At 69.1% G+C, this 26,044-nt stretch carries 20 protein-coding genes, 1 tRNA gene and 1 pseudogene; 7 read left to right on the top strand and 15 right to left on the bottom strand.

All coding sequences use genetic code 11. The features are described 5' to 3' along the window. Positions 1 to 106 precede the first annotated feature (106 nt). The 9 genes and pseudogenes from ACWCO2_RS23955 to ACWCO2_RS23915 form a co-directional block, all read right to left on the bottom strand. Positions 107 to 415: pseudogene (locus ACWCO2_RS23955) on the bottom strand (DUF485 domain-containing protein); the annotation flags it as partial. Positions 416 to 756: 341 nt separating this feature from the next. Next, positions 757 to 2,499: a sodium/solute symporter gene (locus ACWCO2_RS23950; protein WP_450129990.1), complete on the bottom strand. Its 1,743-nt coding sequence runs from the start codon at positions 2,497 to 2,499 to the stop codon at positions 757 to 759. Positions 2,500 to 2,545: 46 nt separating this feature from the next. Further along, positions 2,546 to 2,950 (bottom strand): hypothetical protein, encoded by a 405-nt coding sequence (locus ACWCO2_RS23945; protein WP_450129989.1) that lies wholly within the window; start codon positions 2,948 to 2,950, stop codon positions 2,546 to 2,548. 16 nt (positions 2,951 to 2,966) lie between these two features. Next, positions 2,967 to 3,797 carry a LytR/AlgR family response regulator transcription factor gene (locus ACWCO2_RS23940; protein ID WP_450129988.1) on the bottom strand — a complete coding sequence of 277 codons (831 nt, stop codon included), beginning with the start codon at positions 3,795 to 3,797 and terminating at the stop codon, positions 2,967 to 2,969. 547 nt (positions 3,798 to 4,344) lie between these two features. Beyond that, positions 4,345 to 5,250: a S49 family peptidase gene (locus ACWCO2_RS23935; protein ID WP_450129987.1), complete on the bottom strand. Its 906-nt coding sequence runs from the start codon at positions 5,248 to 5,250 to the stop codon at positions 4,345 to 4,347. Positions 5,251 to 5,259: 9 nt separating this feature from the next. After that, the gene (locus ACWCO2_RS23930) at positions 5,260 to 6,513 is read right to left on the bottom strand and encodes a sensor histidine kinase (RefSeq protein WP_450129986.1); all 1,254 of its coding nucleotides are present in this window, start codon (positions 6,511 to 6,513) and stop codon (positions 5,260 to 5,262) included. 168 nt (positions 6,514 to 6,681) lie between these two features. Next, positions 6,682 to 7,533 carry an Fpg/Nei family DNA glycosylase gene (locus ACWCO2_RS23925; RefSeq protein ID WP_450129985.1) on the bottom strand — a complete coding sequence of 284 codons (852 nt, stop codon included), beginning with the start codon at positions 7,531 to 7,533 and terminating at the stop codon, positions 6,682 to 6,684. A 112-nt stretch (positions 7,534 to 7,645) separates the two neighbouring features. After that, positions 7,646 to 8,083 (bottom strand): DUF983 domain-containing protein, encoded by a 438-nt coding sequence (locus ACWCO2_RS23920; RefSeq protein WP_450129984.1) that lies wholly within the window; start codon positions 8,081 to 8,083, stop codon positions 7,646 to 7,648. Between the two features lie 184 nt (positions 8,084 to 8,267). Next, positions 8,268 to 8,858 carry an RNA polymerase sigma factor gene (locus ACWCO2_RS23915; RefSeq protein ID WP_450129983.1) on the bottom strand — a complete coding sequence of 197 codons (591 nt, stop codon included), beginning with the start codon at positions 8,856 to 8,858 and terminating at the stop codon, positions 8,268 to 8,270. 87 nt (positions 8,859 to 8,945) lie between these two features. On the opposite strand from ACWCO2_RS23915, the gene ACWCO2_RS23910 reads away from it, so the two are divergent. The 3 genes from ACWCO2_RS23910 to ACWCO2_RS23900 all read left to right on the top strand — a co-directional run bounded on the left by ACWCO2_RS23910 (position 8,946) and on the right by ACWCO2_RS23900 (position 11,134). Further along, the gene (locus ACWCO2_RS23910; protein ID WP_450129982.1) at positions 8,946 to 9,353 is read left to right on the top strand and encodes a PPOX class F420-dependent oxidoreductase; all 408 of its coding nucleotides are present in this window, start codon (positions 8,946 to 8,948) and stop codon (positions 9,351 to 9,353) included. A 75-nt stretch (positions 9,354 to 9,428) separates the two neighbouring features. Next, positions 9,429 to 9,501 (top strand) — tRNA-Gly (locus ACWCO2_RS23905). 1,054 nt (positions 9,502 to 10,555) lie between these two features. Then, complete coding sequence (locus ACWCO2_RS23900) at positions 10,556 to 11,134, top strand: hypothetical protein (protein WP_450129981.1); 579 nt, start codon at positions 10,556 to 10,558, stop codon at positions 11,132 to 11,134. Positions 11,135 to 11,165: 31 nt separating this feature from the next. Here ACWCO2_RS23900 and msrA read toward each other — a convergent pair whose 3' ends face one another. Together msrA and ACWCO2_RS23890 are read right to left on the bottom strand one after the other, a co-directional pair. Next, positions 11,166 to 11,834 (bottom strand): peptide-methionine (S)-S-oxide reductase MsrA, encoded by a 669-nt coding sequence (gene msrA, locus ACWCO2_RS23895; RefSeq protein WP_450129980.1) that lies wholly within the window; start codon positions 11,832 to 11,834, stop codon positions 11,166 to 11,168. Between the two features lie 21 nt (positions 11,835 to 11,855). After that, positions 11,856 to 13,862 (bottom strand): acyltransferase family protein, encoded by a 2,007-nt coding sequence (locus tag ACWCO2_RS23890; protein WP_450129979.1) that lies wholly within the window; start codon positions 13,860 to 13,862, stop codon positions 11,856 to 11,858. A gap of 170 nt (positions 13,863 to 14,032) precedes the next feature. On the opposite strand from ACWCO2_RS23890, the gene ACWCO2_RS23885 reads away from it, so the two are divergent. After that, entirely contained in the window at positions 14,033 to 15,385 is a 1,353-nt protein-coding gene (locus tag ACWCO2_RS23885; protein ID WP_450129978.1) for a hypothetical protein, read from the top strand. Positions 15,386 to 15,478: 93 nt separating this feature from the next. Here the strand turns inward: ACWCO2_RS23885 and ACWCO2_RS23880 are convergent, their stop codons facing one another. Together ACWCO2_RS23880 and ACWCO2_RS23875 are read right to left on the bottom strand one after the other, a co-directional pair. Next, a complete protein-coding gene (locus ACWCO2_RS23880) occupies positions 15,479 to 18,721 on the bottom strand; it encodes a glycosyltransferase (protein ID WP_450130028.1) in 3,243 nt (1,080 codons plus the stop codon). Between the two features lie 185 nt (positions 18,722 to 18,906). Then, complete coding sequence (locus tag ACWCO2_RS23875; protein WP_450129977.1) at positions 18,907 to 20,022, bottom strand: baeRF11 domain-containing protein; 1,116 nt, start codon at positions 20,020 to 20,022, stop codon at positions 18,907 to 18,909. Positions 20,023 to 20,299: 277 nt separating this feature from the next. Here ACWCO2_RS23875 and ACWCO2_RS23870 point away from each other — a divergent pair, with 277 nt between their 5' ends. Then, positions 20,300 to 21,199, top strand: a complete 900-nt coding sequence (locus tag ACWCO2_RS23870; RefSeq protein ID WP_450129976.1) for a DMT family transporter — start codon at positions 20,300 to 20,302, stop codon at positions 21,197 to 21,199. Positions 21,200 to 21,377: 178 nt separating this feature from the next. On the opposite strand, the gene ACWCO2_RS23865 is transcribed toward ACWCO2_RS23870, so the two are convergent. Both ACWCO2_RS23865 and ACWCO2_RS23860 read right to left on the bottom strand, forming a co-directional pair. Beyond that, positions 21,378 to 23,195, bottom strand: a complete 1,818-nt coding sequence (locus ACWCO2_RS23865; protein ID WP_450129975.1) for a gamma-glutamyltransferase family protein — start codon at positions 23,193 to 23,195, stop codon at positions 21,378 to 21,380. A gap of 57 nt (positions 23,196 to 23,252) precedes the next feature. After that, positions 23,253 to 24,551 (bottom strand): UDP-glucose dehydrogenase family protein, encoded by a 1,299-nt coding sequence (locus tag ACWCO2_RS23860; RefSeq protein ID WP_450129974.1) that lies wholly within the window; start codon positions 24,549 to 24,551, stop codon positions 23,253 to 23,255. A 159-nt stretch (positions 24,552 to 24,710) separates the two neighbouring features. Here ACWCO2_RS23860 and ACWCO2_RS23855 point away from each other — a divergent pair, with 159 nt between their 5' ends. Together ACWCO2_RS23855 and ACWCO2_RS23850 are read left to right on the top strand one after the other, a co-directional pair. Beyond that, complete coding sequence (locus tag ACWCO2_RS23855) at positions 24,711 to 25,667, top strand: aldo/keto reductase (RefSeq protein WP_450129973.1); 957 nt, start codon at positions 24,711 to 24,713, stop codon at positions 25,665 to 25,667. A gap of 177 nt (positions 25,668 to 25,844) precedes the next feature. Further along, positions 25,845 to 25,967 carry a hypothetical protein gene (locus tag ACWCO2_RS23850; RefSeq protein WP_270952781.1) on the top strand — a complete coding sequence of 41 codons (123 nt, stop codon included), beginning with the start codon at positions 25,845 to 25,847 and terminating at the stop codon, positions 25,965 to 25,967. The last annotated feature ends 77 nt before the right edge of the window (positions 25,968 to 26,044 follow it).

Raw genomic sequence — 26,044 nt, 5'->3', positions numbered from 1 at the left:
CGGCATCCTCCGCTGGAGCGTCAGCCTTCTCGGCATCCTCCGCTGGAGCGTCAGCCTTCTCGGCATCCTCCGCCGGAGCGTCAGCCTTCTCAAGCGTCGCCGCGACCGCACCGCTCTCGACGGAGTCTCGGATCTGCTCCGCGACCGGGTCGAGGTTGCGGTTGGCGTAGCGGACGTACCAGGTGGTGATGGCGAAGGTGGACACGAACTGCAACAGACCCAGCACGAGGCCGATGTTGATGTTGCCGACCAGCTTGATGCTCATGAAGCCGTGCGCGTAGTCGGCGAGCAGCACGTAAACCAGGTACCAGGCCAAGAACAGCGCCGAGACCGGGAAGACGAAGTTGCGCAGCCTGCGGCGCAATGCGGTGAATTCGGGGCTGCTTTGCGCAGCGGCCCAGGTTTCGGCGTCGATACCGGACCCGGACCCGACTTGGTCCGTGGTGCTCACGGGGTCCCTCCCAGAAGAAAAAGGCCCCGGCCCGGGACAGCCGGGACGCGAGCCTGAATCGCTTTCAGGGCGGAAACGCTACGTAGTTCACCCACGGCGGGGAAGGCCTGAAGGGAGTACACAAGCTAACGATCGAGTGAAGCCGATGAAGGCCAAGTGCAGTCGGAGTAATTACGACAAATCGACACATTTTCACTCGTTTGGACTATTGAATTCGATTCGACGGAATTTTCTATCACTCAAAGTGATCAAATTTCCATCCGCGATGCGACGAATGGACTAAACAATTCATCTGGAGATCACCCTCAGCGCTGGTGCCGGCCCCCGGCCTCCGCCCGTTCGGAAGCGCCCGCGATCAGCTCGTCGTTCAGGAAACCGAGCCGATCCGGAGCGTGCAGCCGCAGCATCACGCGCCCCACCCCAGCAGGCACTCGAGCCCAGGTCGCCCGGCTGACCAGCACGGTGACCGTGAACGCGATCGGCACCGTGACCAGCGCGGGCTGCCCGATCAACGTCGCCCACCAAGTCTCCCCGCGGCCCACGAAGTACGTCAGCAGCGCCGCGATCAGCACCAGGCTGCCGCCGACCACCATGCCGCTGGCGGCACCGGCCGCGGTGAGCCCGCGCCACCAGATCCCGAGCACCAGCACCGGGCAGAACGTCGAAGCGGCCATCGCGAACGCCAACCCGACGCTGCGCGCGATGTCGGGGGTGTCCGCGAACAGCGCCAACAACGTCGGCACCAGGCAGGCGAGCACGACGAGCAGCCGGAAGTCGAGCGTGCGCCCGCGCAGCACGTCCCGCGAGGACATCACCCCGGCCAGGCTCAGCACCAGCCCCGACGAGGTCGACAGGAACGCGGCGAACGCCCCGGCCGCGGTGATCGACGCGAGCAGCCCGCCCGCCCAGCCGTCCAGCATCTCGCTCGGCAGCAGCAGAACCGCCGCATCCGTCTCGCCGGTGACCAGCAGCTGTGGCGCGTACAGCCGGGACAGCAACCCGAAGATCGTCGGGAACAGGTAGAAGGCGCCGAGCATCGCCACCACGTACAGCGTGGTGCGACGAGCCGCGGTGCCGCTCGGGTTCGTGTAGAAGCGGGCCAGCACGTGCGGCAGACCCATCGTGCCCAGGAACGTCGCGACCAGCACCGAATACGTCTCGAGCAACCCGAGCGCCCCGCCGTGCTGCGGCCGCAGCCAGGTGGCGTTGTCCGGTTCGGCGTCGGCCACCACCGGCACCGCCGCCCCTGCGGGGAACCGGAGTTCGCTGCCCGCGGGCAAATCGTGCTCGCCGGGCTGCAGGTAGATCGAGCCGTCCCGGTCGGCCATCCACACCGGTTCGCGGACGGTCAACCGCGCGTCGGTGTCGAGGCGGACCTGGGTGTCGCGCGGAAACACCGGCGGCACCGGGGATTCCAGCGCCTGCCGCTGCTCACCGCCCAGGAACACGATGAACAGCACGAAGGCCGGCAGCACGATCGCGAACAGCTTCACCCAGTACTGGAACGCCTGCACCAGGGTCGCCGCGCGCAGCACCCCGGTGACCACGGTGACCAGCACGATCGCCGAAACGGCGAAAATCCCCGCCCAGTGCGGAAGACCGATGATCGCTGACAAGGTCATCCCGGCGCCCTGCAGCTGCGGCACCAGGTACAACCAGCCGATCAGCATCACGAGCACCGTGCACAACGAGCGCAGCCGCAGCGAATCCAGCCGTGCCTCGGCGAAATCCGGCAGCGTGTAGGCGCCCGAGCGACGCATCGGCGCGGCGACGAACAGCATCAACGCCAAGTACCCGGCCGCGAAGCCGATCGGATACCAAAGCGCGTCCACGCCGTCCTTGAGCACCAGTCCGGCAACGCCCAGGAACGACGCGGCGGACAGGTATTCGCCGGAGATCGCCGCGGCGTTGTGCTCCTCCCGAACTTCCCGCCGCGCGGTGGAGAAGTCCGAGGTGGTGCGCGCCGAGCGGGAACCCCAGATCCCGATGGCGAAGGTCGCCGCGACGATCAGCACGACACCGAGCAGAGACCAGGAATTCGAGGTCATCGCACCGCGCCGCCTACTCGGGTGTTCTCGTCGTTGCTCATGGGCGTCACTGCTCGACGATGTCGATGAAGTCCCGCTCGTGCTGCTCGGCCCGCCTGGTGCAGAGGTATCCGATCAGCACCAGGAACGGGTAGACCAGCACTCCCAGCAGCAACCACGGCAACCGGACGCCCGCCACCGCGACGTCGCCGATCGCCGGCACCGCCCAGAACAGCGCCGGGAGCCCGAACAGCACGGCCGAGACCACGCCCATCAGCAGCAGGGCGCTGCGCAGCTGCGCTTTCACCAGGCTGGTGACCAGGACTTCGCCGACACTGGTCTGCTCCTCCAGCTCCAGCATGGTGCGGGCGACCTGACGGGTCCGACGGCGGTCGGCGAGCACCACGCGCTTGCGGCGCCGCCGGGGCGCGTCCCCGAGCCGACCTCGAACGTCGAAGCCCTCGGGACTCATCCGGCCGAACCGCGGATCACTGCTGCCCCCAGTTCTGCCGCGGCGCGCGGACCAAGCGGTCCTTGAGCTCGCGGGTGTGCCGACGGCTGACCGGGAGTTCCTTGGGCTGCCCGCCACCGAGCACCACCGAGTACCCGGACGAGGACATCCGCAGCTCGGTGACCAGCGACAACGACACCAGGAAGGATCGGTGGATGCGCAGGAACCCGGCCTCGGCCCAGCGCTCTTCCAGCTGCGCCAAGGGGATTCGCACCAGGTGCGAGCCGTCGGTGGTGTGCAGGCGCGCGTAGTCGCCCTGCGCCTCGACCCAGCGCACGTCCTTGCGCGGGATCATCCGGGTGGTGCCGGCCAGCTCGACCGGGATCACCTCTTCGTCGTCCTGCGTCGCGGCTTCCAGCGCGCGCGACCCCTTCGCCGCCTGCTGCTTGTTCTTCTCGATGGTGCGCAGCGCGCGGTCGATCCGCTCGGCGTTCGCCGGTTTCATGATGTAGTCCAGCGCGCCGACCTCGAACGCCTCGAGCGCGTTCTCCTCGTGCCCGGTGATGAACACCAGCGCCGGGGGGTTTCGGAACGCGGTGAACACCCGCGCCAGCTCCATCCCGCTGAGCCCGGGCATGGAGACGTCCGCGAACACGGCGTCCACAACGGACTCGTCCGCGTCGCGCTGGCCGAACAGGTCGGGGTCGTCACTGCGCAGCAGGCGCAATGCCTCGGCCGCGTCGAACGCCGTCAGCACCCGACCGACCCTCGGGTTGTTGCCGAGCAGGTACTTCATCTCGTCCAGCCCGGCCATCTCGTCGTCAACGGCCAGAACGACGAGCCCCGCTGGGTTCTCTCGTGTACTCACTGCACGCCATATCCTGCCGTCGAATCTCACTCGCCCCGAGTGAGTCCAGTCACGCCTTGCCAACAAAGCTAATTGCTAACGGAACGCACTGGCCTTCAGGGGGCTTACCGCGGAATTCCCCCCTCGGGGCAACGATATTTCGCCCGTTCAGCCCAGCAACTACCGCCGAAAGAGTGACAACCCCAGTGACGTGATCAACAGAGTGCGACCACGACGATCACCGTCTGCACAGTCGAGGCGCCCGTATACACAAAACGACCGCAGTTTCAATTGAAACTGCGGTCGATCACGTTCCGGGATCACAGTTCCAGTTGGAACCGTCGAATTCGTCTCAGAGGCCGTCTTCGATCCTCGGTTTTGATCTTTGATGCGCCGCCAGGCGCATAGCCCACCCTCGGCGCTTGCACCGCCGCGGGTTCTCAGCGTTCGCCTGACGAGGACGGCCCACCCGCCGTGTATTGGCATACATAAGGGTGGGCACCCGCAGTCCAGGCGGGCGCTGAGGTTACCCGCACCGCCACGCAAAACGAGCTCGTCAGACAGGTTCTCAGAGGCCGAATCGGTTCCACATCGCGCGGTGTTCCAGAGCCTCCACAGTGGACAGCATCGCGTCCGCCGGGGATCCGCCGAGGCGGACCGAAGACGACATGCCGAGCCTGGCCAGCAGCGGTTTGCGCGCCTCGACGGTGTGCAGGTGCGCGTCCGGGAACTTCTCCTTCACGATGTCCCGCAACGAACCCACGCCGTCCACCAGGCCTAGCTCCGCCGCCTTCGCCCCGGTCCACACCTCACCGGAGAACAGCTCGTCGTCGGTGCCGTTGAGCTTGCTGCCGCGGCGCTTGCGCACCCAGTCCCGGAACTGCTCGTGCAGCTCGCCCTGCAGACCGCGCAGCCACTGCACGTCCTCTTCCTTCTCCGGGACGAACGGGTCCAGCCGCACCTTGTGCTCGCCCGCGGTGTAGACCCGGCGCTCCACGCCCAGCTTCTCGATCAGCCCGTTGAGCCCGAAGCTCGCGCTGACCACCCCGACGGATCCCACGATCGACGTCTGGTGCGCGTAGATCTCGTCGGCCGCGCAGGCCAGCCAGTACCCGCCGGAAGCCGCGACGTCCTCGCAGTAGGCGATCACCGGCACGTCCTTCTCCGCGGCCAGCTCGCGAATCCGATCCGCCACCAGCGCGGACTGCGTCGGCGCGCCACCCGGCGAGTTCACCGACAGCACCACACCGGTGAGCCGGTCCTGGCCGAAGGCGCGGGTCAGCGCCGACTCCACGGTCTGCGTCGAGATCGTCGGCCGACTCATCGGCGACGGCGTCGACGTGATGACGCCGTGCAGCTTCACCACCGCCACCACCGGCCCGCGCTCCACTCGCTCGGCGAGCTTGCCCGGCAGCTTCGAGGACAACTTGCCGGACAACAGGTCGGTGAACTTCTGCGGCACCTTCTCGGTCATACCTCGACGTTACCGGCTCACCGCGGGGCCAGCTGCCAATCCGACGCCCGTTTCCTCGAACGCCGGCGGCGGCACCGGACGCACGCCCGGCGCGAACTTCGGCACCCGCATGATGACCTTCATGCCCGCGTCCTGTTCGGTCTCCACGACCAGGCCGTAGTCGTTGCCGAAGGTCGCCCGCATCCGGTTGTTGATGTTGCCCAGGCCGACGTGCGCGCCGGTCATGTGCGCGTCGGAGAGCTCGGCGTCGAGCCGCTCCGGGTCCATCCCGATGCCGTCGTCGTCGACGCTGATCAGCGCTTCGGTCCCGTTGTCCTCAGCGGTCACCGACACGGTTCCGCCGCCGGGCTTGTTCGCCAAGCCGTGCCGGACCGCGTTCTCCACCAAGGGCTGCAGCGCCAGGAACGGCACCACGACCGGCAGGACCTCCGGCGCGATCTTGAGCTGCACCCGCAGCCGGTCCGGGCCGAACCGGGCGCTCTCCAGCGTCAGGTAGCGGTCGATGTTGCGGATCTCGTCGGCCAGCGTGGTGTAGAGGCCGCTGGTGCGGAACGAGTAGCGGGTGAAGTCGGCGAACTCCTGCAGCAGATCCCGCGCGTGCTCCGGGTCGGTGCGGATCAGCGAACCGATGGTGTTCAGCGCGTTGTAGATGAAGTGCGGCGAGATCTGCGCCCGCAGCGCGCGAACTTCGGCCTGCGCCAAACGTTCCTTGGACTCCTGCAGCTCGGCGAGCTCCAGCTGGGTCGAGACGTGGTTGGCGACCTCACCGGCCGCGCGGAGCAGGCGCTTGCGGTCGCCACCGGCGATCACCACCAGCGCGCCGCGGGTCTCGTACTCGACCTCCAGCGGCACCACGACGGCGTGCCGCATCGGGCACGGCCGCTGCTCGCAGGTCACGTCACCGTGGTCGAGGAACTCGCGCTTGCCGGTGCGCAGCACCTGCTCGATCTTGCCGCGCAGGTCGGCGTAGTGGTGGTTGGCCTCGCCGTCCCAGCTCAGCAGCGTTCCGTCTGCGTCGACGATTCCCACCGCGACGCAGGCCAGCAATTCCCGCAGGTGCGGTGCCGCCTTGTCCGCCGAAGCCGGCGTCAAACCCGCGCGCAGATGCGGAGCCGCGCTGGTCACGCGGTGCAGCGCCGCCAGCGTGGCATCCTCCACCGAGGTGTTCACCCGACGGGCCCGGCACAGCAGGACGAACATGCCGAGCACGGCGAGCGCCGCGAGCGTGGTCAGCACCGTCCGCTCAGTCAACAACTCCGCCACAACATCAATCTGCCCGACGAGCACACCAGGAATCAAGACAGCTACGCTCAGTGCACGGTTTCCATCGGTAAGCGGTACCTTACTCTTCCGTTCAGCGGTATTGACCGGCTCCACCAGCGGCTATGCGCCTGTGTACAACCGGCGAATTGATCCACAGCCTGTGGACAACTATTTCAGCAACCGGGACAGCCGCCGATCCGCAAGCGGTTTGCCCCCGGTCTGGCAGGTCGGGCAGTACTGCATCGAGCGGTCCGCGAAGGACACCTCCCGGACCAGGTCCCCGCACACCGGGCACGGCAAACCGGTCCGCGCGTGCACCCGCAAGCCCGACCGCTTCTCCGCTTTCAGCCGCGCCGCGTCCTGCTTGAGCGAACGCTGCACCGCGTCCTGAAGGATCTCCTGCATGCTGGCGTGCAGCCGCGCCACGGCATCGGCGTCGAGCTTGCCCGCGGTGGCGAACGGCGAGAGCTTCGCGGCGTGCAGGATCTCGTCGGAGTAGGCGTTGCCGATCCCGGCCAGCGAGGACTGCTCGGTGAGCAGCGTCTTGATCCGCTCGGTGCGCCCGGACAGGATCGTGGTCAGCCCGTCGCCGTCCAGGTCCAGCGCGTCCGGCCCCAGCTTCGCGATCCCCGGCACCTCGCCCGGATCGGCGACCACCCAGACCGCGAGCTTCTTCTGCGTGCCGGCCTCGGTCAGGTCGAACCCGACCCCGCCCAGGTTCACCCGCAGCGCGATCGGCCCCCGCCCGGGCTTCGGCGGCGTCGGCGACAACTTGTCCGACCAGCGCAGCCAACCGGCCCGCGCCAGGTGGCAGACCAGGTGCAACCCGTCGCAGTCCAGGTCCAGGTACTTGCCACGCCGCGAAGCCGCGGTGACGGTGCGACCGTGCAGCTCGGTCCACGGCGGGCTCGCCGTCTTCAGCACGCTCATCGACGCGACGTCGACGCGGGCCACGGCCCGACCCACGGCGTTGTCGCGGAGGTGCTGGGCCAACGCTTCAACTTCAGGAAGTTCCGGCACCACACCAGTGTGCGCGAAAAACCCAACCCGGTCCCGAATTAGAACGGGCTCCCGCAGTCCAGGCGGCGTCTGATGTTCCGCCACCCGAACCAGCCACTGGACCTTCCGAGAACTACTCGACCGGCTGAAGGCTGCCGTTCATGTCGGGTTCGGCGTAGAGCTCGATGTGGCGGGCCACCTCGGAGACCTCCTTGCGGACGTCGTAGAAGCCGCGCACCACGCCCACCCAGGTCTCAGGCGGGTTCTCGTCGTGGTCGCCGGGCGTGGCCGCGGCGATCGTCCACGGCCGGTGCATCACCCAGCGGACCGGGAAGAACAGCACCGCCACGATCAGCAGCAGGATCAGCCACGGCGGCACGTACACCTCGTCGGGCGTCCAGACCGCGAACAGCACGACCAGGAAAAGCAGCACCGCACCCATCACCACGGCGGGCGTGGCGCCGCCGTTGACGTCGTGCTCGAACTCCTCCGCCGCTATTGGATTGGACCACTCCAAGTTCGCCTTGATGGTCCACTCGCGGCCGTCGGAGCCCCGCACCACCCGGTTCATCGTCGCCTCCCCGCCCACCCGGGCTGGTCGCCTCAACAACATCGCTTCGCCACTCGAACCCCGGCGCTAACCGAGCGTGGAGCAACGGTACCGCGCGCGTCATGGGCCCGACGGGTGATAGTCGTACCCGAACGGGCCCATTGTCGATCATGCTGAGCGCTCTGGCCAACCCCTCGGCGGCACGTCAAGCCCGGCGCAGGCACCTCCTCGCCCGCCCCACCGGCAACTCAGAAGCTTGGTGATACGCCTCACGCAGCCCGCGCCGCGCTCGATGCGCCAGCACCGCCGTCGCGTTCGGCGTCAAACCCAATTGCTGCGCGATGCTCGACGGACGATGCCCCTCCACCTCGGTGCGCCACAGCACCTCGCGCCACCGCGCGGGCAACCGCCGGAACGCCCGGGCCAGCAGCTCGCGCTCGGCCTGCGTGACCTGGTGATCGCCCTGCCGCGGCACGTGCTCGCCCAGCTCGTCGGAGTTCATCAACTCGTCCCGCCGCGCGGCCACCCACTCCGCCAGCACCCGCCGAACCACCGTGAACAAGTACGTGCGGATCGTGTCCCGAGGCCCGTGACCAGCCCGAACCGCGCGCAGCACGCGCAAGAAGACCTCGGCCACCACGTCATCGACGTCGATCCCCGGCCGCTGCATGCTCAACGCGAAGCGCCGCACCATCGGCGAGTGACGGCAGTACAACTCCCCGAAAGCGGCGTCGTCGCCCTCCCGCAACCGCCCCAACAGCACTGCGTCGTCCGACGCGACCTGGTTCGCCCCCACAATTCCTCCCCCGACCGAGCCAACCGGTGAACCCCCGAACACCAACCGGAATCGCTACCGTGGACGTCCCGGCACCCGGAGGTCGCGATGGATCTCGACGAAGCCCGCGAAGCGATCGGCCACCAGCACCGCGCTGTGCTCAGCACGCTGCGAGCCGACGGAACCCCCCAGATGACGCCCGTGCTGGCCACCACGGACCGCGCCGGGCACGTCACCGTCAGCACTGTCGCTGGCTCCGCCAAAGTCCGCAACCTGCGCCGCCACCCACACGCGTGGCTCTGCGTCCTCCCGGACGAGTTCTTCGGCCGCTGGATCCAGCTCGACGGCGACGTGGAGATCGTCGAGCTCCCCGACGCCCTCCCCCTGCTCGAGGACTACTACCGGAGCATTTCCGGCGAACACCCCGACTGGCCTGCGTATCGCCAGGCCATGCAGGCCGAGCAGCGCGTGCTGCTCCGCATCACCCCGACCCGCGCGACAGGCGCCCCGAACTGATGAGGACCCCCTGCGAACGGAGCCATGAACCATGGGCTAAAGTAGTCTTCAACAGCCCAGCAGGGCGATGAAAATGCGGATGTAGCGCAGCTGGTAGCGCATCACCTTGCCAAGGTGAGGGTCGCGGGTTCGAGTCCCGTCATCCGCTCGGAGCTGGGAGTCGTGTGCTTGCGGAGAACGCAAGCTGCGGCTCCTTCGCCAATTTTATTGGGGGGTTCGAACCCCCCAAACCCCCCACGGTGCGGGGGTTGCCATTCGCTTGCTCCTCGCCATGGGTGGCGTACCCGGCCTGAGTTGGGGACCAGCCGTTCGATAGGTGCTGAGAGGGCTCCGGCCTTCGGCCGTCGAGTGTGAGCCCCGGGCGACACTGGCACTTGGGGTGCCTTGGTGGGTTTTTGATCTTTCTTTTGGTTCGCTCGAAATTGGGAAATTTTGTTGCGCGGGGCGCGGGGTTTGGTGGGGTGTGATCCTCTCTTAGGTGCCTTGTTCTCGTTATTCGGAGGTTTCTCCATGCGTCGGGTTGTTGTTGGAATGTTGGCCGTTGGTGCTCTCGGGATGTTGGGTAGCGGCATTGCTGGTGCTGTTGGGGATCCTTACTTTCACCCGGGCTCTTCGGAGACTCAGACTTGGCAGACCAGCAGTCACAGGTTCACCTCCACGCCGGGTGGGGGCACCAGCACCACCACCTCCAGCACGACCACTTCGTCGCACATGAGCACCACTAGCAGCACTAGCAGCACTTCTTCGCGCAGTGGGGACAGCGGGCAGGGCGGTCAGGGTGGGTCTGCTCAGGGTGGGTCTTCGTCCAGTTCCGTTCAGGGCAGCGGTTGGGCCGAGAGCCATGCCCAGGGCGAAAGCGTTCAGGGCGAGGACGGTTGATGGACGCGGAGGGCCGCGCTCGGCGGTGGGTGCGGCGCTCCGTTTCACTCTTCAGCATTTTTAAATTGCGCTTCCTGGGCGCATGTGGCTGAAAATCAGTTTCGGGTTCGAGCCGCCTGGGATGCATTTTTGCAATAGGCCGATCTGGGCCAATTCGCTTCGTCTTCGTGGTCGTGAGTGGTGATGGTTGAAAGAGCCGCCATCGCCACTCACGACTGTCTGGGCGCTGCGTGTTGGTGATCTTGGTCGAGGTGTCTTTGGACCGGGTGACTCATCGATAAGCTCCTCCTTCGGAGAGCGTGTCGTCGTCCGGGAGGTGCTGCGTGTCCGCTCGCTCTCGGGTGCGGCGGTTGGTGGGCGTCAGCCTGCCGTTCCTCGTCATCGCCAGCGGGCTCGTCGTGGCGAGTTGGATCCTGCCCTCCTCCAGTGCGGGGCCCAGTTACGCGGGCGTGCCGAACACCTGCGAGTCGGTTTCGGAGCAGGCTCTTCGGAAGGCGTTCGAGCCGCGCGACGCGGAGATCCACGAGGAGCACCACGACGCCGAAGGCCAGCGGCCCAACTCGAAGTGCCAGTGGCGCACCGAAGGACCTGTTCACGGCGAGCCCAAGACTCGCCTGCACGTCGAGATGGCGGTCGAGTTCGACCGCGAAACCCGCCCGGACACGACCTACGTCAACGAGTTCCTCGACTACCTCGAACTGGAACCAGGCGCCATCGAAGCCCCAGGCCTGGACGCTCGAGCGGTCCTCATCCGCTCCCCACGAGACGTCCAACTGGTAGCGGCCCGAGCCAACATGACGGTCGCAGTCCGCTACACCTCCCCCGAACCAGCACCCCACCTAGAAGCAGTAGCCCAAGAGGTGACCAAAGACCTCCTGACCACAGCCGGCCAACCCGAGTGACTCCAGCGATGGATCTCCGATGTTCTCGGGGTCAGTCCTGGGTGGTGACTCCGGTGCCGATCGGGCAGGAGACGCCCGTGCCGGCTAGGCCGCAGTAGCCGTTGGGGTTCTTAGCTTCGCTGAGGTACTGCTGGTGGTAGGTCTCCGCGTAGTAGAAGGCCTTGAGCGGGGCGATTTCCGTGGTGATCTCGCCTCGGTGCGCTTGCGCCAGGGCTTTTTGGAAGGCCTGGCGGCTGGCTTCTGCTTCGGCTCGCTGGGATTCGTCGGTGTAGTAGATCGCCGAGCGGTACTGGGTGCCGATGTCGTTGCCCTGGCGCATGCCCTGGGTCGGGTCGTGGTTCTCCCAGAAGACCTTGAGGAGCTGGGTGTAGGTGATCACCTGGGGGTCGAAGACCGCCAGGACGACCTCGGTGTGGCCGGTCCGGCCGGAGCAGACCTCTTCGTAGGTCGGGTTCGGGGTGTAGCCACCCGCGTAGCCGACCGCCGTGGTCCACACGCCCTCGGTCTGCCAGAAGGCGCGCTCTGCTCCCCAGAAGCAGCCCATGCCCACGACCGCCGTCCCGTAGCCCTCCGGGAACGGCGGGACGATCCGGCGATCCGGGTGCACCGCGTGGTGCTCGGCCACCGGCAGCGGGGTTTGCCTGCCCGGCAGGGCCGTCGACTCGTCGATCAGCCTCGTCTTGTCACCGAAAAGCGCCATGGTCCCGAGGGTACGCGCCGCTCAGCGGCGGTCCTGGTACTTGGGATGGGGCCGGGTCTCCTCCTCCGGGACCTGCGGGGGCTCCGGGCGCGCGTGGCGCCCCGTCCCCCCGCGGACCGGTGGACGGGGACGGGCGGCGGGGGGCTGCTGGGATTCCACATCGCAGGAGAATCGCTTGGACAGCGCCGACTCCTCCGGGACCGGAGCCGGGCGACGGCGTGGTGGGGCGTCGATCGGACGCTGGGGTACCGCGCCGTTTCGGGCGGGCGCGGGAGGTGGCTGCGGTGCGCCGTTGCGTCGGGGTGGGCGGGCTCCGTTCGACATGGGGGTGCCGTTGGTCGGCGGGTTGATGGCTCCGTTTCGCGTGGCGCCCAAGCCGTTCGGCTTCGGCTCGGGCGCGTTCTCCGCGACATCGCGGCGCGGCTGGGCCGGTCCGGGCTGGTTCGGCCTGGCGTCCGCGCGCCTCCTGCCCACCCGGCTCGGCCTGGCGTTGTCGACGTCCTCGGACGGACGGGCACCGAGCTCGGCGGCGGGGTTCGGCTCCACCGGCCTGGCGCGGCGAGGCGGCTCGGCCCACTGGGTCCCCTCGCCCGCGCTCCCGCGGGGCCGGGCGGCGGCGTCCTCGCTCGGACGAGCACCGTTGTTCCGACTCGGATCACCGAGCTCAGCGGCGAGGTTCGGCTCCACACCACCAACCGGCCTGACCCGGTGGGCGCCGTTCCGCGTCGCATCGACGGGCCTGGCGCGGCGAGGGGACTCGGCTCGCTGGGGCTCCTCGCCGGCGGGGGCGTCGTCGTTCGGGGTTCCGGCACGTGACGGGGTGGCGCGGGGGCGGGCTGGGCGGCCGACGGCGGTGACCCTCGTGGTCGCGTCGGGTGCCGGGTCGTCTTCGCTGCTCTCGTCGTCCGGCTCGTCCTCGTCGGATTCGTCCGCCTGGTCTTCGTCCTTGTCAGCCTTCTTCGGCGCTGGAGTCAAGTAGTGGCGGAGCTTCATCGTGGGGTCTTCGATGAACTTCCACGACAAGGTGCCGATCACGTACGCCAGCGGGACCGCGCAGATCAGCATCAGCCACTCGTTGCGGACTCCGGCCATGGCCAGCAGCTGCTGGATCGGGAAACCCCAGACGTACACGCCGTAGCTGCCGTTGACCCACACCCCGGGGACGGTCAGCTTCGCCGGCCAGAAGTGCCCTGCCAGCACCACCGCGTAGCTGACCGCGAAGACCATCAGGAACGACGCCGCGATGCTGTTGGGCATCAGCGCCATCACCACGAGCCCGGCGACCGCGGCCAGCGGCGACAGCGGGATCCGGTAGAGGTTGAGCACCACGCCGAAGGCGAACGCGACCAGGAACGCGACCAGCGACTCGACCGGGACGCTGAGCAACGAACCCGCCGACTCCGAGCCGGGAATCTGCTCCAGGTGCCGGTCCCAGATGACCAGCGCGACGAGCGCGACCACCGTCAGCCAGCGGTACTTGTTCCGGCCCGCGCCGAGCGCCAGCAGCAGGAACAGGCCCGTGTAGGCGATCAGCTCCATCGGCAGCGTCCACAGTGAACCGTTCACCGCGTTCGGCCACGGGTTGTCCACGAAGACGCCGGGCAGCTCGTGCTTGAGGGTGAGCAGGCCCGCGTTGTTGACGATGTAGCCCCAGGTGCCGTGCGCGGCGAAGTACTCGCCGGCCGTCAGGGTGGTGACCAGCGGGCCGATGATCAGCGCCATCGCCAAGGTCACGGTGAGCATCGGTGGCCACAGGCGGAGGACGCGCTTCGCAGCGAATCGGCCCAGGTGGGGGTCGCGGATCCAACTCTCCGTGATCTGGAAGCCGCTCATCGCGAAGAATCCCATGAGGACGCCTTCGTCGGGATGCAGCGCCCAGTCCTCGGAGAACAGCAGCCCCGTGCCGGCGAGCGGCGAGCTGTGACCGTAGATCACCGCCAGCGCGCCGATCATGCGGATCCAGGCGAAGCCGTGGTGCGGGTCGGCGAACAACTCCGGACGGGTGTGCACGACCCGCGCATCACCCACCCGGATCACCCCATCAAGTCAACGTCCCCGCCAGCGAATTCAACGCTGCGTAGCCTAGCTGGGGGTACGGCGGTTGGGGACCCATTACCTCGTAGTGACCCACCACGACCAGAGCAGGCGCTCGATCGTTATCCGGCCGGTGCCCCGCATCCCCCCGACCGGGTGCCAGAATGGCGATCGATCGCATGTGGGGGCGTTCGCTGAATATTTCCGGGAAAGGGCGCATCGTGACCTGGCAAGACGAGCTGCAGAATCTCGACGCCGAACTCGCGGCGGGACGGATTTCCGCCGAGGAGTACCGCCAGCGACGAGACGCCGTGCTCGGCCGCGCCCAGGGTGGGCAAAACGGACCTGCGTCCGGCGGATTCCCGCAGCAGCAACCCAATCCCCCGTCCGGCGAGCTGCCGCAGCAGCAGCCGGGCACTCCGTCCGGCGGCGTCCCGCAGCAGCAACCGGGAACCCCGTCCGGCGGTCTCCCGCAGCAGCCTCAGCAGCAGGCGAACCCGTTCCCGCCCGCGTTCAGCTGGGGAGATGCCGCCGCGCAGGGCGCGCAGCAGCAGGCCCAGCCGCAGCCGAACCAGCAGCAGCCCGCCGCTTCCAGCGAGGCCACGCAGGTCGTGCCGAACCCGTTCGCGAACGCATCGCAGACGCCGTCCACAAGCGACTCCGAGAGCACCCAGGTCGTCAACCTGAACCAGCAGCAGCAGTGGCCAGCGCCGCAGCAGCCGCAGTGGGGTCCGCAGCAGGGCTGGGGCGCGGTCGAGAACACCGGCACCCCGTGGGGCGATGACCTGCCCGGGGGACCGCCGGGGCACGGCGACGCGTCCTGGATGCGGCAGGGCCCCGAGGTGTTCGACAACGCGGGCAAGTCCGGCAAGGGCAAGCTGATCGCCGGGCTGTCCATCGGCGGTGTGCTGGTGGTCGCCCTGGTCGTCGCGCTGATCTTCTACTTCACCAGCGGCGGCGACAGCTCGAACAACATCGCTGAGCAGGAAACAAGCGAGCAGGCCCCGCCACCGCCTCCGACCAAGGAACTGCCCGAACCGCCCGCGGCCAACCCGAACCCGCCCGCCAACCCGCAGGACGTGCTGATCGGCCTGGAGGGTGCGCCGCACCCGTGGAACGGGGCGCTGGACGTGCCGGCGCTGGAGGGCCACAAAGCCGGTCTGCTGCAGCCGAAGCCGGTGCTGGACACCGCGCTCCAGAACGGCCTGGCCGGCGGCTGGTTCAACGGGACCGACGGCCCGCCGAAGGTCACGCTGCTCGCGCTGCAGATGCCGAGCCCGGACGCGGCGAAGACCGTGTCGGAGAAGTACATCGACTCCCAGCAGGGCCTGGCCGTCTCGGAGGACCTGTCGTACAAGGGCGTGCAGGTGGTCTCCACCGGCAGCACCTTCCGCACCGCGTACGTGGCGCACGGCTGGGTCGTGATCCTCGATGTGGCCGGCGACAACGCCGAGCAGACCTTCAAGTCGGTGCTCGAGCAGCAGCTCGCCCACACCCCGCCGACCGTCCGGAACTGACGAACGAAGCGAACGGCCCGTTCACCTCGGTAGATGAGGTGAACGGGCCGTTCGCTTTTCTGTCCGCAGGTGTCGGGGTTCCGGTCGGGCAGGTCAGGCTTCGTGTGTGGTGGTTTTGAGGAGGGCTTGGACGGTGGCTCGGGAGACGTCCGGGCCGAACTGGGCGGCGATGCCGGACTTTCCCGCTTCCGCCAGTCCGCGCCAGGTCTCGTCGTCGGCGAGCAGGCTGGTCACCGAGGCGGCCAGACCCGCCGCGTCGTCAGCGACCAGCACTTCCTTGCCGTGCTCGAGGTGCATGCCCTCGACCGCCACCGAGGTGCCGACGACCGGCACGCCGAGGCTCAGGCTCTCGCCGACCTTGCCCTTGACTCCCGCGCCGAACCGCAGCGGCGCCAAGGTCACGCGGCTGCTGGCGTAGTGCGGCTCCAGCTCCGCGACCCAGCCGTGCACCTCGACGCCAGGTCCGGCCAGCGCGCGCACCTCGTCGGTCGGGTTGCTGCCGATCACGTGCAGCACCGCGTCCGGGCACTCCTCGCGCACCAGCGGCATGATCTCGCGGGCCGCCCAGCGCACCGCGTCGACGTTCGGCGGGTGGTCGAAGCTGCCGACGAACAGGACGTCCTTGCGCCCCTCCGGCTGCGACGGGCTCCAGTCGACTTCGTGCACATTGGACAGCACGCGGACGTCGGCTTCGGGGACGAGTTCGCGCAGCAGCGCCTGCTCGGCCTCCGACACCACCAGCGTGACGTCGCAGGACCGGGTCAGCCCGAGCTCCATCTGCTTGGACGCGAACGCCTTGCGGCGCAACGCTTCCGCCTTGGCCGCGTCGCCCTGCTGCTCGGCGACCTCGGCCTGCCGCTCCAGGCGGAGGAAGTGCACGTCGACCGTGTCGTAGGCGATCACTGCCTGCGGCGCGCAGGTGCGCAGCTCCTCCACCAGGCTCCACGCCACCTGCGGGCGGGACAGCAGCGCCAGCGAGATCTCCGAACCCGCTTCGTGCAAGAACGCCTGCTGCAGCTCCGGTGCCGGCAGGACGGTGACACCGAGCTGCTGGAGCTGCGTCGTGTAGGGCTCCAGGGGCGCATGGTTGCCCGGGAAGAACACCACGCGGCAGCCGAGTTCGACGAATTGCTCCAGCACGCGGCGGATCCGCACCGAACCGGAGTCGAAGTCCGGGCGCGGCACCTGGTGGTCCTTGACCAGCACGATCGGGCCGTGGTGGCCGCGGGTGCCGCGGTGGCGGGCCAGCCAGAGGTTGCGCGGCGAGGCTTCCGGCAGGTGCTCGGCGGTGAGCGTCTCCGCCCACTTCTCGACGAACGCCTTGCGGTTGATCTCCTGGTGCTTCTTCACCCCGGTGCTGAGGTCGGTGCCGTTGGACACGCCCTCGTGGTGCACCACGACCGCCTTCGGCTGCACCACGGTCCGGTAGCCGGCCGCGCGCACCGCGAAGGCCAGGTCGGTGTCCTCGTAGTAGGCCGGCGCGAACCGGGTGTCGAAGCCGCCGACCTGCTGGAACACGTCGTTGCGGACCAGGATAGCCGCGCCGGAGCAGTAGTCGACGTCGCGGACCACGTTGAACTCGGCGCCACCGGGATCGGTGTTGCGGCCGTAGTTCCAGCCGTTGCCGTCGGCCCACACGATGCCGCCGGCCTCCTGCAGCCGACCGTCCGGGTAGACCAGCTTGGCGCCGACCATCCCGATGCGTTCGTCGGAACGCATCGTTTCCATGAGGACGTCCAGCCAGGACTCGGTGACCTCGGCGTCGTTGTTCAGGAAGAACAGGTACTCGCCGCGGGCGTGCTCGGCGCCGAGGTTGCAAGCGCCGATGAAACCGAGGTTGCGCTCGGCGCGCACCAGCCGCACGCCCTCGCAGGCGGCGAGCTTCTCGGCGCTGTCGTCCGGGGACGCGTCGTCGACGACGATCACCTCGAACGGCACGGACACCAGGTGTCCGCCTAGGAACCGCAGGCACTGCCGGGTGTAAGGCCACTTGCCGTGCACCGGCACGATCACGCTGACCAGCGGCTGGTCGCTGCGCGGCACCGGCAGCGGGCCGGTCTCCACTGCCTCGGCGGCCTCCGGAACGCCCGGCTTGCGACCGAGGACGATCTCGTACGCGTCGCGCCGCGCGGTCCCCCGCGGCGCCACGCGCTCCACGACCTTGCGGTACTTCGTCACCGCGCGCTGCACCAGCGCCGAGTTCTGCGCCGCCAGCTCGGCGTTCGCCTCGCCGAGCTCCGCCGCCTGCTGCTCGGCGTCCGCTGCGCGTCCTTCGAGCCGCGCGACGGTGTCGCGCAGCCACTCGATCCGCGCCGCGTCGCGCTCCGCGCTCTGCTGGCGCTCGTGCAGCTCGCCGCCGAGGCGGTCGAGTTCGGCTCGCAGCTTCGCCTGCTCGCGAACTCCCTGGTCGGCGCGCTGCTCCTCCCCCTTGCGCAGCTCTTCGAGCCGCTGGATCGCGGCCTTGAGCTCGTCGGCTTCGCCGCGGCTGCGCTGGTAGAGGTCGTTGAGCTTGGCGACGTCGGCGACCGCGGCGTCGCGCTGCTCGATGATCGGCGCCGCGTCCGCGCTGCGGCGGGCGAGGGTGAGCTGCGCGTCGGTGAGCACGGCCGCGGCGGGCAGCTTCGGCAGGTGCTTGTCGGCGGCGACGCCCAGCAGGTAGGTGTGCGGCACGCCTTGCTGGATCGACCAGGCGTTTTCGCCGGGTTCGATGGTCTGCAGGCGGACGCCTTCGATCGCGGTGTCCGGGTCGCCGGGGTCGGCGGGGGTGAGCAGCGAGCCGACGGTGACGTTCTGCTTGAGCACCGCGACGTGCCGGAACGCGCCCTCCAGCAGGGTTTCGTACTGGTCGGCGGTGAGTTCCTTGACGTGGTAAGGGTTTTCGTTGCCGTGCTCGTGCGTGTAGACGGCGGTGTCCGGGGTGCTGCTGAGGAACAGTCCGCCGCGCACGAGGCGGTCCTTGACCAGCTTGAGCACCGCGTCGTGGTCCTCGACGTGCTCGATGGCCTCGAAGCAGACGACGACGTCGAAGGGCTTGGCGTCGGCGAGCAGCTCGGGGTCGGTGATCGAGCCGACCTGGAAGCTGACGTCGCGGCTGCCGTACTTGTTCTGGGCGTGCTCGACGGTGTTGGCGTCGATGTCCACACCCACCACCTCGGCGCCTTCGGCGGCCAGCAGGGCGGCGCCGTACCCCTCGCCGCAGGCGAGGTCGAGCACCCGTTTGCCCTTCACGAACCGGGCGGCCAGCGCGTAGCGGTGGTAGTGCTCGTAGATGACCTGAACGTCCTCGGTCCACGGCACGCACCGCTCACCGGTCCACTCGATCAGGCGCTCGTCCATCGGGTCCTTCGACACGTATCGCAGGCTATCGCCCGGATCCGCGCCCCGTGGCGATACGCCCGAGACCGCACCGACGCCGGTGCCGGGATCACAGTTTCAATTGAAACTGTGATCCGCCGTGGGTGGGATTTACAGTTTCAATTGAAACTGTGGTCCACCTGGGCACGGGAGGTCGGCGCTCACTGTCAGGGGGCGTAGCGGAGGATGGCTGCCGTTTCGGCTCCGGCGGGGATGTCGTTACGGCGGACCGCCAGGACGTGGCCGCCGGTGAGCCAGACGCGGCGGGCGATCTCGTCCTGGATGCCGTAGGAGGACGCTCCGACCGGTTCGAACTCGATCCCTCCTGCTTCGTCGATGACCCCCGGCGTCGTGCTGTCGATGTCCACGAACACCGTGTCCACCGCGCCCATCGTCGCGTACTTGGCCACGCCGGCGACGTCGGTGACCGTCCGTCCCTGCCCTGTGCGCTGGTCGAACAGCCGGTGTAGCTCGCGCAGCCGGTCCGCGTGCAGGTCGTCGAGGACGCTGCGGGCCGCCGAGGCCAGCTCGCGGTCGGTGCTCTCCTCCGGGTTGCCGGTCAGCCCGACCGAGGCCAGTTCGGGGGCGCCGCTGACCGAGCGGAAGAAGCTCTGCAGCGGTTCGGTGGCGGCCAGGATCAGCGGCACGTCGCCGCGCAGGACCGGGCGCAGCGCGCGGTCGACCGCGCGGGCGAACTGGCGGATCCGCACCTTCTTGCCCTCGTCGGCCTGCAGCCGGCGGATCGGCGAGCGATCGGCCGGGAACACCCGTCCCACCGCGCTGTCGATGTCGGTCGGCATGCCGGACACCTCGATCACCACCGGGTCCAGTTCGGGCAGCACTTCCAGCAGCCGCACCGAGTTCTGCGCCAGCGCCAGCACAAGCGCGGTGTTCGGGAAGGTGATCGAGCGCAGCAGCGGCTTGAGGTGGAACCGGTCGGAGACCTCGGCCGCCGCGCGCAGGTGGCTGGGCAGCCGGAAGGTGGTGATCGACGTCGGCGTGGCGAAGATCGCGAGGCTGCGCGCCTGGTAGCGGAAGAACGTCTCGTCGTCGGCGAGGTCGGCGAGCTGATCGGCGAGCTCGCCCACCTCGTCCTTGTCCGCGCCGCCCTCGCGGAGCTGACCCAACGCGCTGCTGGTCAGGTTCTTCAGCTCGACGCGCTCGACGTCGCCGTTGGACGCCGGATCGGTCGGCAGGTACAGCGACGCGCTGTGCGGGTCGCGTGCGGTCAGCAGAGCATCGACTTGGGAACGAGTCGGAATGTCGGTGTGCAGGATCGCCATCGCAGACCTCCGCTGAGCGTCGGGGGTGAGTGACAACGGTTCCGAACACCTCGGTTGCCCATTAGGGTGCACGACGTGAACTCGTATTGGCGCCGCGTAACCCCGCCGCCGTCCTGCTGACGGGCGGCGCTCCCGACGGCTGCTGAACCGGCCGTCGTCTCACCTCGTTGTGCAGTTCCCTGTCGGTCTTGCCTGAAATCGGCTTCAGGAAACCAGGCTGCACGCACGCGCCACTCGTTCGACGAGTCCTGTCGGCCTTCGAACGGAAGAGTTCACCTTGCCGAATCAACTTCTCGACACGCCCGCGCGCGTCCGGACCTCGTTCCTGTCCGGTCCTCTCCTGATCCTGCTGGCCTCCGCGCTGTGGGGCACCACCGGTACCGCGGCCAGCTTCGCTCCCGCTGACGCCAGCCCGCTGTCGATCGGGGCCGCCACCATGGGTGTCGGCGGCCTGCTGCTGCTCGCGATCGCGGGCCGCTCGGCGTTCGACGTGCTGCGCTCCGGGCAGCTCGGCCTGCTGCTCGTGGGCGCGCTGGCGGTGGCGGTCTACCCGCTGGCGTTCTACTCGTCGATGGCGCTGGCCGGGGTCGCGGTCGGCACCGTGGTCACGCTCGGTTCGGCGCCGGTGTTCGCCGCGATCCTGGAGCGGGTCGTGGACGGCGTCCGGCTGGATGACCGGTGGGCGCTGTCTGCCGGGCTAGCGGTGCTCGGTCTGCTGCTGATCACCGGCGGCTGGACCGGAGCTGGCACGAGCACCGTGCTCGGCACGCTGCTCGGTCTGCTCGGCGGTGCTGGGTACGTCGTGTACTCGTGGTCGGCGGCCCGGATGATGCGCCGCGGGCACGGGTCGCGCGCAGTGATGGGCGCGATGTTCGGCTCCGGTTCGCTGGTTCTGCTCCCGGTGCTCGCGTTCACCGGTGGACCGCTGCTGAGCTCGCCAGCCGGGCTGGTCGTCGCGGGATACCTGGCGGTGATCCCGATGGGGTTGGCCTACGTGCTGTTCGGTGCCGGGTTGCGCCGCACGTCCACCAGCGTGGCGACGACGTTGAGCCTGTTGGAGCCGGTGGTCGCCGCGGTCCTGGGCGTCCTCGTCGTCGGTGAGCGGTTGGGCGTCGGCGCGTGGTGCGGAATCGGGCTGATCGGCATCGGTTTGGTGCTGGTCAGCACCCGTCGCTGACACCTGCGCACAGCTGTGGATAACTTTGCGCCACAGCATCCTCACCAACAGGCATTTTCCCTGGTCACACCCCTGTGGAAGAAGTTGTCCACAGGGGTGTGGAAAACCAATCGGAGAGTGTGGACACTCGGCATCTGGCGGAGGGCTCCCAAATTTAGGGAAATTTGGAACCCCCTGGTCAGCGACCCGCTGCGTAGCCCTGGGCGCCTCGGGCGTTGGCCGCGGCTCGGAGAAGGCCGGTTTCCGGGTCCCGGGAGACCGCTGAGAGGCGCCCGAGGGCCCAGGGGCCGGCGTCGAGGACGTCGTGGCCGCGGCGGGTGAGTTCCGCCAGGGTCTCGGCGCCGAGGCGGGACTCCGCCACCACGCGGCCCGGTTCCCAGGCACGCGGGTAGAACGAGCCCGGGAAGGCTCCGGTGTGCCAGGCCGGGGCGTCGATCGCTTCCTGCAAGTTCAGTCCACCGTGGACGTGAGCCAGCCAGAAGCACAGCTGCCACTGGTCCTGCTGGTCGCCGCCCGGCGTGCCGAAGGCCAGGGTCGGCACGCCGCCGCGCAGCGCGAGGGACGGGCTCAGCGTGATCCGGGGGCGCTTGCCCGGGGCCAGCGAGTTCGGCAGACCCTCGTCGAGCCAGAACATCTGCGCCCGGCTGCCGAGGCAGAAGCCCAGTTCCGGGATGGTCGGCGAGGACTGCAGCCAGCCGCCGGACGGGGTCGCCGAGACCATGTTTCCCCACCGGTCCGCGACGTCGATGTGCACCGTGTCGCCGCGGCTCTCCCCGGTCGGCGACACCGTCGGCTCACCGATCCCGACCCCGCTGGGGTCCTTCTCCCCGCCCACCCCGCGGTTTTCCGCGATGTGTGCGGCCAGCATCGCCTGCCGTCCACCGGGCGAACCGGGGCGCAGCTCCAGCGACGCCCGATCGCCGATCAGCTCGCGGCGCTCGGCGGCGTAGTCGCGGGACACCAGGTCGGCGAGCACGCCGGGATCGGCGGAATCTCCGTACCAGGCCTCGCGATCGGCGAAGGCGAGCTTGGCCGCCTCGACCGAGAGGTGCACGGTGTCGGCGTCCGCGACGCCGTCGACGTAGTTGTTCCGGTCGGTGAAGCCCTCCAAGAGGCGCAGCTGCTCCGCCAGCGCCGGACCCTGCGACCAGATACCGAACTTCGCCAGCGTCCAGCCGCCCGGCAAGTCGACGGTCAGCGGCGTCTCGTAGGTCGCCTCGAACTCGGCCATGTCCTGCGCGGTGAGCACACCGGCGTGGTCGCGCCCGGAGTTGTCCCGGTGCGGGATCCGCGCGAACTTCTCCACCGCCTCGGCGACGAAGCCCTGCGACCAGGCACGACGGGCGGCGTCGAGCTGCGCCTCGCGGTCACCTCCGGCCGCTTCGGCCTCGGTCAGCAGGCGTTCCCAGGTGTCGGCCAGCGTCGGGTTGTGGAGGATGCTGCCGGGCGCGGGCGTGGCGCCAGCGGTCAGCCACAGGTCCGCCGAGGTCTGCCAGTGCTCCCGGAACATGTCCCGGACGGTGTCGATCGTGGTGCTGATCCGCTCCACGATCGGATAGCCGCCGCGCGCGTAACCGATCGCGTACCTCAGCACCTCGCGCAGCGTTTTGGTGCCGTGGTCGCGCAGCAGCAGCAGCCAGCCGTCCCAGGCGCCCGGCACGGTCGTGGCCAGCAGACCGGTGCCGGGCACCAGGTCCAGGCCGAGCTCGCGGTAGTGCTCGACGGTCGCCCCGGCGGGCGCCGGGCCCTGACCGGCCAGCGCGCGCGGGCGCGGGTCGTCGGCGGTGGCGAACAGCGCGGGGACCTCCCCGCCCGGTCCGTTGAGGTGCGGTTCGACGACCTGCAGCACGAATCCGGCCGCGACCGCGGCGTCGAAGGCGTTGCCGTCGTCCTCCAGAACCGCCATGCCCGCGGCGGAGGCGAGCCAGTGCGTGGAGGCGACCATCCCGTGCGTGCCGGCAAGTTCCGGACGAGTTGTGAACACGTCGAACACCATAAGGTGACGTCACCCGGTTGATCGATAGCCGAAGCGATGAAAAAAGCGCAAAACGGCTCAGCCGACCGGGGTGCGGCCGACTCCCCGCCAGCTCAGGCCCGCGCGACTCAAGGCGTCCGGGTCCAGGTGGTTGCGGGTGTCCACGACCACCGGACCGTCGAGCTGCTGCGCGACCCGGTTCCAGTCCAGCGTCCGGAACTCCTGCCACTCGGTCAGCAGCACGAGCGCCGCCGCACCCTTCGCGGCCTGGTACGGGTCGTCGACCAGCGTCAGCCCCGACGGCAGCTCCGCCTCCTCGCCGCGCAGCCCCGGGTCGAAGGCGACCAGTTCCGCGTTCCGCGCCGCCAGCAGCCGCGCCACCTCGAGCGCGGGCGAGTCGCGCAGGTCGTCGGTGCCCGCCTTGAACGTCAGGCCCAGCAAGCCGATCCGGGCACCGGCCAGCGAACCGCCGCAGGACTCGACGACCTTGTCGACCATCCGCTCGCGCTGCCGCGCGTTGGACGAGATGGTCGCCTGCAGCAGCGGGAAGTCGAACGACACGGCGTCCGCGACCTGCAACAACGCCGCGGTGTCCTTCGGCAGGCAGGAACCGCCCCAGCCCGGGCCGGGCTGCAAGAACGCCTGGCCGATGCGCCGGTCGTAGCCCATCCCCTCGGTCACGTCGGTGATGTCGGCGCCCAGCCGCTCGCACAGCTCGGCGATCGCGTTGACGTAGGACAGCTTGGTCGCCAGGAAGCAGTTCGCCGCGTACTTCACCATCTCCGCACTGGCCGCGTCGGTGAGCACCGTCGGCGCACCGAGCCGCGCGTACAGCGCCGCCACCCGCTCGGCCGCGTCCTGGGTGTCCGAGCCGACCACGATCCGGTCCGGGGTCAGGAAGTCGTGCACCGCGGAACCCTCGCGCAGGAACTCCGGATTGCTCACCACCGCGACGTCCGGACGCCCGACCAGCTCGCGCAGCCACGCGGAAGTGCCCACCGGCACCGTCGACTTCGTGACCAGCACGCATCCGGTCGGCAGCCCCTCGCGCACCTCGCGCGCCACCGACTCCACCACCGCCAGATCGGCCCCACCGCCGGAACCCATGGGCGTCGGCACGCACAGGAAGACCACCTCGGCGTCGGCCACCGCGACCGCCGAACCCAGCACGAACTCCAGCCGACCAGCCGCGATGCCCTCCTGCACCAGCTCGGCCAGCCCAGGCTCGTGGATCCGGACCTCGCCGCGGGACAGCTGCGCGACCTTCTCGGCGTTGACGTCGCTGCACACCACGCGGTGGCCCAGCGACGCGAGACACGCGCCGGTCGTCAACCCCACGTAGCCGGTACCGACAACGACGATCCGACGGGCGAACACCAGTCCCCACACCCCTTCAAGCGCGCGACCGAGCAGCCGCTGATCCTCCCTGCGTGAATCGTGGCACATCGCCCGAGCAGAGGAACTGACTTCGGGAAACGTTCACACGCCGTACGTCTGGCGTGACTCGCCGGCGACGAGCCGTTTAGGGTCCTCGGCGTGGAACAGCGACGTCTGGGCGAATCCGGTCTGGTGGTCAGCGCGGTCGGTCTGGGGTGCAACAACCTGGGCCGCCCCGGAACGGCGACCGAATCCCTCTCCGGTGCGCGAGCCGTGGTGGACACCGCGCTCGACGCCGGCATCACCTTCTTCGACGTGGCCGACGTGTACGGCTCGCCGCGCGGGCGCAGCGAGGAGCTGCTCGGGCAGGCGCTGTCCGGCCGCCGCGAGCAGGCGATCATCGCGACCAAGTTCGGCATGGACATGCAGGGCGGCAACGGCCCGGACTTCACCGCGCGCGGCTCGCGCCGCTACGTGCGCCGCGCGGTGGAGTCCTCGCTGCGACGGCTGGCCACCGACTGGATCGACCTGTACCAGCTGCACCGGCCGGACCGGCTGACGCCGCTGGAGGAAACCCTGTCGGTGCTCGACGACCTGGTCCGCGAGGGCAAGATCCGCTACGTCGGGCACTGCAACCTGGCCAGCTGGCAGCTCGCCGACGCGTCCTGGCTGTCGTCCTCGGTCGCGCTGACCGGGCCGGTGTCCACGCAGAACCACTACTCGCTGCTGGCGCGGGAGGCCGAGCGCGAGATCATCCCGGCCTGCAAGCGGTTCGGGGTCGGGCTGATCCCCTACTTCCCGCTGGCCAACGGCCTGCTGACCGGCAAGTACCGGAAGGACCAGGAGCCGCCGGCGGGCAGCCGTCTGGCGGGGCGCAACCAGATGCTGACGGACGCGCCGTGGGAGCGCATCGAGCAGCTGCGGACCTTCGCCGAGCAGCGCGGCATCCCGATGACGTCGGTCGCGGTCGGCTGGCTGGCCGCGCAGCCGGTGGTCGGCTCGGTGATCAGCGGCGCGACCACTCCGGAACAGGTCCAGGCCAACGCGGTCGCGGGCCAGTGGCGCCCGTCGACGGACGACCTCGAAGCCCTCAACGCCATCTGCCCACCCCTCTGACCCCTCCGCGCCCGGGGTTCCGCAATTTCAATGGAAATTGGACGTCGGATTTCCATTGAAATTGCGGAACCGCAGTGAGCTCGGTCACGTTGGGTGGTGAAGTTTTCGCTCGGACGGATGACAGATCGCCCCTGGTGGCAGACGCGGCGGCGACGGTGAGCGGACCACGCTCTTCGCATGGAGCTCATCGGGTTCGCCGCACTGTTCATCGGCCTCGCGCTGCTGGCCGCGCTGCCCCTGGTCGCGCTGCTCTCGCTGGTGGAGACGACATCGAAGCGGGAGGTGCAACGCCATCGGTGACCGTCGCTTCTCGCCCTGTCCGTTCCGCGTTCGATGCTGGGCAAGACCGTCCCCAGGTGTTAGACATGCCCGGGTAG

The organism is Saccharopolyspora sp. NPDC002376 (assembly GCF_053593195.1).
Note: the sequence above shows the minus strand (reverse complement) of the source record. Positions and strands in the feature narration are given on the sequence as shown.

What these genes read in the sequence shown, in the direction of transcription:
- ACWCO2_RS23950 (WP_450129990.1), bottom strand. Translation starts at nt 2,499, where the DNA reads ATGACCTCGAATTCCTGGTCTCTGCTCGGTGTCGTGCTGATCGTCGCG.
- ACWCO2_RS23945 (WP_450129989.1), bottom strand. Translation starts at nt 2,950, where the DNA reads ATGAGTCCCGAGGGCTTCGACGTTCGAGGTCGGCTCGGGGACGCGCCC.
- ACWCO2_RS23935 (WP_450129987.1), bottom strand. Translation starts at nt 5,250, where the DNA reads ATGACCGAGAAGGTGCCGCAGAAGTTCACCGACCTGTTGTCCGGCAAG.
- ACWCO2_RS23920 (WP_450129984.1), bottom strand. Translation starts at nt 8,083, where the DNA reads ATGAACCGGGTGGTGCGGGGCTCCGACGGCCGCGAGTGGACCATCAAG.
- ACWCO2_RS23910 (WP_450129982.1), top strand. Translation starts at nt 8,946, where the DNA reads ATGGATCTCGACGAAGCCCGCGAAGCGATCGGCCACCAGCACCGCGCT.
- msrA (WP_450129980.1), bottom strand. Translation starts at nt 11,834, where the DNA reads ATGGCGCTTTTCGGTGACAAGACGAGGCTGATCGACGAGTCGACGGCC.
- ACWCO2_RS23885 (WP_450129978.1), top strand. Translation starts at nt 14,033, where the DNA reads ATGGCGATCGATCGCATGTGGGGGCGTTCGCTGAATATTTCCGGGAAA.
- ACWCO2_RS23880 (WP_450130028.1), bottom strand. Translation starts at nt 18,721, where the DNA reads ATGGACGAGCGCCTGATCGAGTGGACCGGTGAGCGGTGCGTGCCGTGG.
- ACWCO2_RS23875 (WP_450129977.1), bottom strand. Translation starts at nt 20,022, where the DNA reads ATGGCGATCCTGCACACCGACATTCCGACTCGTTCCCAAGTCGATGCT.
- ACWCO2_RS23865 (WP_450129975.1), bottom strand. Translation starts at nt 23,195, where the DNA reads ATGGTGTTCGACGTGTTCACAACTCGTCCGGAACTTGCCGGCACGCAC.
- ACWCO2_RS23850 (WP_270952781.1), top strand. Translation starts at nt 25,845, where the DNA reads ATGGAGCTCATCGGGTTCGCCGCACTGTTCATCGGCCTCGCGCTGCTG.